The 8032-nt window shown below is 55.6% G+C and carries 10 protein-coding genes; 8 read left to right on the top strand and 2 right to left on the bottom strand.

Annotated features, from left to right (window positions below; genetic code table 11):
* The coding region (locus ACH2EH_RS24005) for a DUF3883 domain-containing protein (protein WP_395145785.1) at nt 1–695 on the top strand (695 nt) is incomplete at its 5' end.
* Between the two features lie 4 nt (nt 696–699).
* On the opposite strand, the gene ACH2EH_RS24000 is transcribed toward ACH2EH_RS24005, so the two are convergent.
* Both ACH2EH_RS24000 and ACH2EH_RS23995 read right to left on the bottom strand, forming a co-directional pair.
* On the bottom strand, nt 700–1242 hold the full coding sequence (locus ACH2EH_RS24000; protein WP_395145784.1) for a hypothetical protein: 543 nt from the start codon (nt 1240–1242) through the stop codon (nt 700–702).
* Between the two features lie 86 nt (nt 1243–1328).
* Complete coding sequence (locus ACH2EH_RS23995) at nt 1329–1637, bottom strand: hypothetical protein (RefSeq protein ID WP_395145782.1); 309 nt, start codon at nt 1635–1637, stop codon at nt 1329–1331.
* Nucleotides 1638–1704: 67 nt separating this feature from the next.
* On the opposite strand from ACH2EH_RS23995, the gene ACH2EH_RS23990 reads away from it, so the two are divergent.
* The 7 genes from ACH2EH_RS23990 to ACH2EH_RS23960 form a co-directional block, all read left to right on the top strand.
* Nucleotides 1705–2352 carry an RNA polymerase sigma factor gene (locus ACH2EH_RS23990; protein ID WP_395145780.1) on the top strand — a complete coding sequence of 216 codons (648 nt, stop codon included), beginning with the start codon at nt 1705–1707 and terminating at the stop codon, nt 2350–2352.
* Nucleotides 2345–2746, top strand: a complete 402-nt coding sequence (locus ACH2EH_RS23985; RefSeq protein ID WP_395145778.1) for a hypothetical protein — start codon at nt 2345–2347, stop codon at nt 2744–2746. Before ACH2EH_RS23990 ends, ACH2EH_RS23985 begins: the two co-directional genes overlap by 8 nt.
* The gene (locus tag ACH2EH_RS23980; RefSeq protein WP_395145776.1) at nt 2739–3473 is read left to right on the top strand and encodes a hypothetical protein; all 735 of its coding nucleotides are present in this window, start codon (nt 2739–2741) and stop codon (nt 3471–3473) included. The genes ACH2EH_RS23985 and ACH2EH_RS23980 overlap by 8 nt, the downstream gene beginning before the upstream one ends.
* Before the next feature lie 51 nt (nt 3474–3524).
* Nucleotides 3525–4703 carry a hypothetical protein gene (locus ACH2EH_RS23975; protein ID WP_395145774.1) on the top strand — a complete coding sequence of 393 codons (1179 nt, stop codon included), beginning with the start codon at nt 3525–3527 and terminating at the stop codon, nt 4701–4703.
* 22 nt (nt 4704–4725) lie between these two features.
* A complete protein-coding gene (locus ACH2EH_RS23970) occupies nt 4726–6558 on the top strand; it encodes an ATP-binding protein (RefSeq protein WP_395145772.1) in 1833 nt (610 codons plus the stop codon).
* The gene (locus ACH2EH_RS23965) at nt 6555–7754 is read left to right on the top strand and encodes an exonuclease SbcCD subunit D (RefSeq protein WP_395145770.1); all 1200 of its coding nucleotides are present in this window, start codon (nt 6555–6557) and stop codon (nt 7752–7754) included. The genes ACH2EH_RS23970 and ACH2EH_RS23965 overlap by 4 nt, the downstream gene beginning before the upstream one ends.
* On the top strand, nt 7751–8032 hold a 282-nt coding region (locus ACH2EH_RS23960; protein WP_395145768.1), incomplete at its 3' end, for an AAA family ATPase. The genes ACH2EH_RS23965 and ACH2EH_RS23960, both read left to right, overlap by 4 nt.

The raw sequence follows: 8032 nt of genomic DNA, 5'->3' as shown, positions 1-8032 counted from the left end.
TAGAACGTAAACATCAGAACATCAGCGCAGTTCTTCGGGAGCTTGATCTACCTCATCTTGTAGGATATGTCCCACTCTATAACTATCAGCTATTACTTAAAACCGTCATTTTAGATTGGTTGGCACACACAGGGCGCGTAGATCAGCTTGCCGATTTTGCCGATGATCCTGCCCCCGCCCCCGCTATCCCTAAAAAGTTTTTAGAGCTTCAAGTGGACATCCCCAAACCATTACCAAAACCCACTCCTACGACCGAAGACCTTGTGCGTGTTGGCCGTAGAATTGACTATTCACGACGCGAAGCGGCGAATCGTTCCCTTGGACGACAGGGGGAGGAGTTCGCCTTAAGCTGGGAGCAGGAACGCCTTGGTCACCATGGACGTAATGACCTTGCTCAGAAAGTAGAGTGGGTCTCCGAGGTTCAAGGAGATGGCCTCGGCTTTGATATTGCTTCCTTCGATCCTGAAACAGAAGAGCCGATAGCCATCGAAGTCAAAACCACACGCGGGGGACAATACAACCCCTTCTTTGTCACTCGCAACGAAGCAGAGGTTTCCCGCGAACAAGGCAACAAATATCGGCTGTATCGCCTCTTCAGTTTCGCAATAGACCCGCGCCTCTTCATCGTACCAGGACCACTGGATACCGCTTTGATCCTTGAACCTCATACCTACCGCGCTTACCTCCAACCCTAGCCTGCTAGTTTGCGTTGACTGCATCGTTACTTGCGGCAATAAGCCTCTGCTGTGTGCTATCTAGTGGCTCCTCATCGGGCAGGAGCTGGTCTAAGGAGGCGCAAAAACCTTCATCCTCACTGGAGGGATAGATTCCCGTCTCAAGGAGAGAAAGGAGGTTCACCCGCTCTTTCATGGCGGCATCGGTCAGATAGAACATACAGCGCCTCAGTTGTAGCGGCATGGGCTGGCTGTCGTCGAGCGGCAGGTTGATCTGCACCGTGACCTCACCATCACTGGGATCCACTCCGAACTTGAGTAGCTTGAAGCTGTAGTTGAGTGCCAGTAGCTTCTCCATCACCCGCGTACGGTAAGCCGTCCGGCTAAGATCCAGATAACAGGGAACCAGAAACCGGACATATCCCCCCTCCTCATCCAACTGGATATAGACCGCCATCATCTGACCTTGGTGTGGGAAGCTGTAGAGTAGAGTCTGCCCGCCATCGTAAAAGAGAGGAGGACCATCGGTATGAAGCGCATCGCGCAGCTCATCAATCGTTGTTGCCATGTTATTTTCACCCTTTCTGAATATCAGCCAGACAAGTATGCCTGACATATTATAGTATCATAAACAATAACTAAATTCCATCACAATTACTGCCGATGACGAAGTGTTTTGCTGAAGTCGGGGTTACGGAACGTTGTGATGAGTGAGCCGTCTGCGCTAACCACAACCGCCGTCCCTTGTGCACGATCGGCGAGCTGAGGAGCAATCCCCTGTGGGAGTTGTCTACGCCCCAGGAAGAAGACGCGGTCTCCCCCTTTCTCGTAGAAACGGCGACCAAATTTCAAGGCTAGGACTACCACCTGATCCCGAATTCCACGCTGGACTTGGCGACGCTCAAAATGAACTGTCTTTTGATACCCCATCTCAGAAAAGACATCGCACTGTTGTAACACCATCTCTTTTTCCTCCTTCGCCGAATTACTCTTACATTCGCTGGGAGGAGTACAAGTGCGACATCACGAAATGGGGTTCGTTGTGAACCAAAGGTACCAAGAGTTATGGGAGGAGCTGCAGGAAGGGCATCCGACAGCACCAGATCGGTTCTATGTAGCAGTGGCTCCAGTCCTGGTAACTCGGCTTATCCGGTGGGGCAAACTTCAGTTTCCCCGCGAGATCATTGAAGATGCGGTCACAGATGTCCTTCTTGGACTGATTCAAGCACCAGAGCGGTTTGACCCATGTAAAAGTAGCGTACTTGGCTACCTTCAGATGATTGTCACACGGCGTTTGATAGATCGCCTCAGGCGGCAAGAGAGAAGGCAAACAGAGAAAACAGTTTTTCTGGAAGATGTCGCACTTGCCGAACCCGTAGCGAATAACCTTACAGAAGATCCGGAACGTGTTGCTCTACATTCCGGACGTGACCCTGCTTTGGAATACTCCCCAGAACTAGAGAAAGTGCTGGAAGAGCTGCTTCCTGATAGGCGAGATCGGCTTCTTGCAACAGAGTTCTTAGTGGGTAGACTCTCGGTGGAGATATTTGCCCAAGTCTATTCCTTAGAGAGCCTCCCCTTGGCAGAGCAGCAACGTGAGATGAAACGGAACCGTGATCGTGTGATGCTGCGACTGAAGCGCAATCGAGAAAAACTCTGGGAGGCTGTTCATGGCTAAGGAATCCGCCGCACTGCGACGGCTACGCGATCGGGCGGTGGCTTACGCACAAGAAGATCAACGCACGGATCTTCTTGTTTCGTTACTGTCTCTCTGGATAGAGAGTGAGAATCAAACACCAGAGGCGCTGGCGCAGTTCCTCGGTACGGATGCAACGGGACTCAGCCGCCTCTCTCTGTGCCGTCCCCCCCGCCAAGGTGCGTATGTAGAAGATATTGAGGTGATTGCAGGGTACTCCGGATGCCGTGTCGAGCCACTGCGGCACCTGTTGCGACGCTTAGAGGTGCTGACTGCACTGACTGGGTCTGCGCCCGCCGTGGGTCAGCAGCATGTATCTTTGACCAATGCAATCCTATTAGCAGCACGTGATCGGGAGATAGAGACCGGTGTCTGATGGCTTTGCACAGACGCTTGTACTGGCGGCTCGTTTACGGGAAGAGCTGAATGTAATGCCCACAGAGGTCTTTGAGCCTGTGGAGGTGTTGGAGTCTGCCTATCCCGTGGCCTGTGTTGCCATACCAAGCCTCTGTGTGGGGGCGATCCGCCAGTGGTTGGAGCAGCGTGTGGAGTCGTTTCCCACCCAGCTTTTGCTGGCGGAACAGGAAGATCGCCCACTGCACGGTGCCGTCCTCGCCTGGCGTGGTGTGGGGCTCCTGCTTGCGGATGAACACGATCCTTGGATCGAGCAGCGCTACACCTATGTCCATGAAGGTGCCCATTTTCTTCTTGAGCATTACTTTCCACGTGAGGAAGCGCTACGCTGCTTGGGAGAGCGAATTCGTCCTGTTTTGAACGGGGAACGCCCCCCGACTCTGGAGGAGCGCTCCGACGCACTACTGAGAAACACCGCAGTGGTGTGGCATACACACCTGTTTCCCAAAGACGCCCAAGGACGCCAGTTTGCAGAAGAGAGAGCGGACTGGCTGGCCTGCGGCCTGCTGGTGCCCCCCGAAGCAATCCTTCAAGGAGAGCAGAAGCTGGTCAGTGCGGAAGAGCTCGCGGATGCTTACCAAATTCCGCGTACGATCGCGGAAGAATATGTTCTACGCTTACACTATGAAAGACAGCCAAAGAGCCATAGCTTGGCGCTAGAGCGCCTTTTATCCTATACGACGACGTAATTTTCATACAATTGTCGTACTACCACTCAAGAAAGCGAAGCATTACTGTAGATGGAAGAAGAAAGTCTTACGGCAAGCTTGGGAGAGCCGCTTGAGAGCGTTCTGGATCTTACCTCCTGGAGGGATGGCAAGGATCAGAGTGCCCTTTACGAGCAGCTCAGAACGGTCGTTGCGGAGAGTGTCGCCCAGAGCGAGCGCACTCGTCAGCCGATTCGCGATATCGTCGTCAAGCGACTACGGGCAAGTGCGGGAACGGGTACCTCTCCCAAAGAAGCGGGGCTGTATTCCCTTACTCCAGAGGATATCGCGGAGGTTCATCGCCAGCTACTCTTTAACGGAGCGGCAGAAGCCTGTGATGGCACGGTCATCGCACATGACTCCCTCTTGCTAACCGTGGCGCAGATCGGCGTCGCTCTCGTTGCCTACCAGGGTGGCACTGGCTCCTGGGTTCAGCGGCTCTACCGACGGGACCTACGGGAGACCTACGAAGACCCTGTTGAGGAAGCCATCGCTTTACTGGAGCGCCGGAGCCGAAGTGATAGTGCCGATGCGGATGACACGCGTGATCCGGTCAGCCGCCTGCTACGTCGTGGCCTGATGGAGTACGCCGAGCGCGCTATCTTGCTTCACCGCTCCACTGCCCCTTGGCGTATCGGTCATGGTCACCCCGTGACGACGACAATTCTGCTGCCGACAACGCGCTCTCTCTTCCTGGCATCTATCGACGTACTCCGTGGACTTTTGTTAGACCATAAGAAGTTTCTCTACGTGGCAAGTAGCCCGGCAGACCGTTTGGCTCGCACAATCGGGGATTCGCTCTACCCCCTAGAATATGCCGTGATCGGAACCATCGCCGACTCTTTTAACGATCATCACATTGATAGCCTGACGAGTAAATCAACAGGCCATCCTCAAGAGCGAATAGCACTCCGGCAGTTTCTTACTGATGTTCGGACAGAGATTGTCTATGGAGTCTACCGGGTTACCGACTACTCACCCGCGCAGGTTTTCTATGCCCATAAAGATCACGTTCACACCGCAGCGTCACTGGCAATGGCCGACAGCGTCTTGCAGCCACACCGTGGCTTTCCGATGTTGATTGACCTCGCCGACCTAGTCTGCCGAACGACGTTTGATGGGGGAAGCTTCGCGGGTCTGGTGCACTCCGCTTACGCTGCGGCTGGGGCACCCGTTCGTTATTTAGGAGAGCGTGAGACACGCTCACGCTAGGGTTTAGGGGAGATAAAGGAAAATGACTATGGAGCAAGAAGAGACAAGAGGTGCACTGCGCGTTTTTGACCAGGTGCGGGAGGAGATGTTGGATGATGCTGCTCTACGGGGAGGAGCCTATACCATTCCCGCAGATCGTGCCAACGCAGCCGGGTTCACGATGTTCGATACGCCCAACAGCGACGACAATCTGATTGAGGTTCTGGTACCCAAAGATCGAATCGAGCGTCTGCCTTCTCAAGCGAGTGTGCGTATTCGAAGCCGAGATGGGCGGGTCTATCTGGGAACGGTGGTTCGTGGCCCCTATGCTCTTCCAGACGGGCTTCGGGCGGATGCCCCGCCGGTTGTGGCAACAGCATTACATGGCTCTGTATTCCTTCCGGAGTACCATGGACTGGTGTCTGTCGAGCTGGCAGGGGAAGAGCGTGACGGTGCGCTGATGCCCCATCGGTTCCGCCCCCTGCCAAATAGCCCGGTGGAGGCACTGGAAGATGCGGAGATCGAAGCCTTCTGGAAGACCGGGGGAAATGTGCGTCTTGGAGCCGCGTTCGGCCATGAAGATCTAGCTGTCTCGTTCGATCTCATGCGTAAAGAAGTGCTCCCGCGCCACACGGCGATCCTTGGAACGACGGGAGGAGGTAAGTCCACAACCGTTGCAGGTATGGTTCATAAGCTCCAGACCGCAGGCGCGGCGGTGATTCTTTTGGATACGGAGGGTGAGTACACGGAGATGAACCTGCCGACAGAAGACCCACGCATGGAGGCGGCTCTAGAGCGGCTTGGCCGTAAGCCCGAAGGTGTCGCCGATACCCATGTCCTGTATCTGGTAGGGCGCGATGCTGCCAACCCTCTTCATCCTGATTGCCGCCCCTTCTCCCCATCGTTTTCGCGGATCTCGCCCCATGCGGCGATGGAGATTTTCGATCTCAACGAAGCCCAGGAAGAGCGCTTTCAGAAAGCCGTTACCACCACCGCACGACTGCTCGACGAGCTTGATCTTTGGACTGAGGAAAACCGGCAGTACGCAAAAGAGGCTATGGATGAGTTCGATGAAGGTTGGCCCAAAATGCGCCTCTCGCAAGTCTACGATGTCGCGCGCTGCATCGCGGATGTGCTGCAGAATGGCTCTGTTCAAGAAACAGCTCTGCGATCGCCAGATTTTCATAACCAGCGTGCGAAGTTTGTGGAAATTATTCGCGAGGCTGCTAAAGATGAAACAAAACATTGGCAAAGCTGGCGCAAGGTGCAGGGGCGGATTGGACGGATCGAGCGGCTTGGGCTTTTTGATAACTCGAAAGCAACCTTGCTGGATGCTAGGCAGATGCTTCAGCCGGGGCGGGTGACTATCATTGACCTCTCGGACTCCGAATCTACCGTGGTGAACAACCTCGTGATCAGTGAGCTTCTGCGCGAAGTGCAGCGCCAGCAAGAAGAAGCCTACCAAGAGGCCGAGGATATGGGACGTGAGCCCACACCTGTGGTCGTCCTGATTGAAGAGGCACACGAGTTTCTCTCTAGTGCCCGGATCGCTCGCATGCCGATTCTGCATCAGCAGGTAGCCCGCATCGCGAAACGAGGCCGCAAGCGCTGGCTGGGGCTGGTGTTTATCACGCAGCTGCCCCAGCATTTGCCTGATGAGATGCTTGGGCTGGTCAATAACTACATCCTTCATAAGATCGGCGATACCGGCGTCGTGAGCCGCTTAAAGCGCACGATTGGCGGGATGGACGACTCGCTCTGGGGGCGGGTTTCACGCCTTGCACCAGGGCAGGCCATTGTGTCGCTCTCCAGCCTGACCCGTCCCCTTCTGACCGCGATAGATCCGGCTCCCTGCCGGTTGAGGATGATCCGTTGATAAAAGCAATTGTTGTTTCTGACTGCCACCTGGGAACCTACTACGCCCGGTTTCGCCCCGAGCGCTTGGAGAAGAGACGCCGCCAGCTCCAGGAGAGCTTTGCGAAGACTGTTCAAGCCGCACTGGATCATGACGTGGAGCTCTTCCTCATCGCAGGGGACCTTTTTGATCGTCCCGATCCGCGCAATGCAGACCGGCTCTTTGTCGCACAGCAGCTTGGTCGGCTGGCGGCGGCGAAGATCCCCGCGGTGGCGATTGCAGGCAACCATGACAGCCCTCGCTCCTACGGCTATGACGGCGGTATTGTCCCCTTGCAGGAGATGCATGCGCTGGGCGGTGTCCATCTCCTCCGAAAGGACGATGTCATGGAGGGCGTCCAGATCACAGTGCGAAGCGGGGCCACCGTCTCGGTTCGCGGGATGAGCGCTTCGTTCCAGCACGACGATGGTAGCTGCCCACTTAGTGCCCTCGCCGCTGACAAGCGAGGCGGCGCACTGGACATTGTCCTGCTCCACTACGGGGTCGAAGGCTGGTCTGGTGAGAACTTCCAGGAGCCACGCCTAGCGCTGGAAAACCTAGAGAAGCTCGATACGGATGTTATTTGTGTGGGGCACCTCCACCGACGAAACGAGCGCCGACTCCAGAGTGGGGCATTGTTACTGAACCCTGGCTCGACAGAACACATTCACTTTGGTGAGGAAAAGCTTGACTGTGGCTGCTATCTTCTGACACTGGCTACCGGGCAACCAGCGAAGGCAGAGTACCTGCGGCATACCGTTCAGCCGATGCGCACCCTGGAAGTCTCTGGAGAAACGTTGGATGAGACAGACCCGCAGGCGGATCTGGAGAAACGAATCGCCGAGGCCACGAGCCAAGAGACTCTCTTCCGGCTGATCTTGGCGGGGGAACTTCGTCAGGAGGTCTATGAGCTGGTGGACCTTAATCGCTTGCAGACGTTTGCGAGTGAGCGCTCGTTCCACTCTCAGATACAAACGGACGATCTTGCGATTCGCTATCCCTTTGGGGAGCTTGTCTTCTCCTCGGGGGGCTTCGAGCTCAATGAGGTACTCAGCGAGGTGGCACAGGCTATGGAACTATCCGCAACGGATGAAGAGCAGCGTTCACTCTGCCGCGAAGCGCGGGAGGCAATCCTGGCATCGTATCAGCGACTGCGTGGAACGGGGGTGGCAGCATGATTCTTCTACACCGGCTAGAGGCCGAAAACTTCAAGCAGTTCGAGAAAATCGAGCTGGATTTCCCCGAGCGTGGTGCCGTGCTCATCGAGGGGCACAACGAAGCAGGTAAGTCCTCGCTCTTTGAAGCCGTTTACTTTGCGCTCTACGGTAAGGGACTGGGTGGGCTGGATGTGGGAGACCTCAAGCGCTACCACGCAGATCAGATGCGGGTTACCCTCCGATTTTCTGTGGAAGGCCGCCATTTCACCGTGGAGCGTCGCCTTGCCTCCAGCCAAAAA

Origin of the sequence: Armatimonas sp., assembly GCF_043760365.1 — a bacterium.
Taxonomy (GTDB): Bacteria; Armatimonadota; Armatimonadia; order Armatimonadales; family Armatimonadaceae; genus Armatimonas.
The sequence above is the reverse complement of the archived record's forward strand: the minus strand, read 5'-3'. Positions and strand labels throughout refer to the sequence as shown.

What these genes read in the sequence shown, in the direction of transcription:
- ACH2EH_RS23975 (WP_395145774.1), top strand. Translation starts at nt 3,525, where the DNA reads ATGGAAGAAGAAAGTCTTACGGCAAGCTTGGGAGAGCCGCTTGAGAGC.
- ACH2EH_RS23970 (WP_395145772.1), top strand. Translation starts at nt 4,726, where the DNA reads ATGACTATGGAGCAAGAAGAGACAAGAGGTGCACTGCGCGTTTTTGAC.
- ACH2EH_RS23985 (WP_395145778.1), top strand. Translation starts at nt 2,345, where the DNA reads ATGGCTAAGGAATCCGCCGCACTGCGACGGCTACGCGATCGGGCGGTG.
- ACH2EH_RS23990 (WP_395145780.1), top strand. Translation starts at nt 1,705, where the DNA reads ATGGGGTTCGTTGTGAACCAAAGGTACCAAGAGTTATGGGAGGAGCTG.
- ACH2EH_RS23995 (WP_395145782.1), bottom strand. Translation starts at nt 1,637, where the DNA reads ATGGTGTTACAACAGTGCGATGTCTTTTCTGAGATGGGGTATCAAAAG.
- ACH2EH_RS24000 (WP_395145784.1), bottom strand. Translation starts at nt 1,242, where the DNA reads ATGGCAACAACGATTGATGAGCTGCGCGATGCGCTTCATACCGATGGT.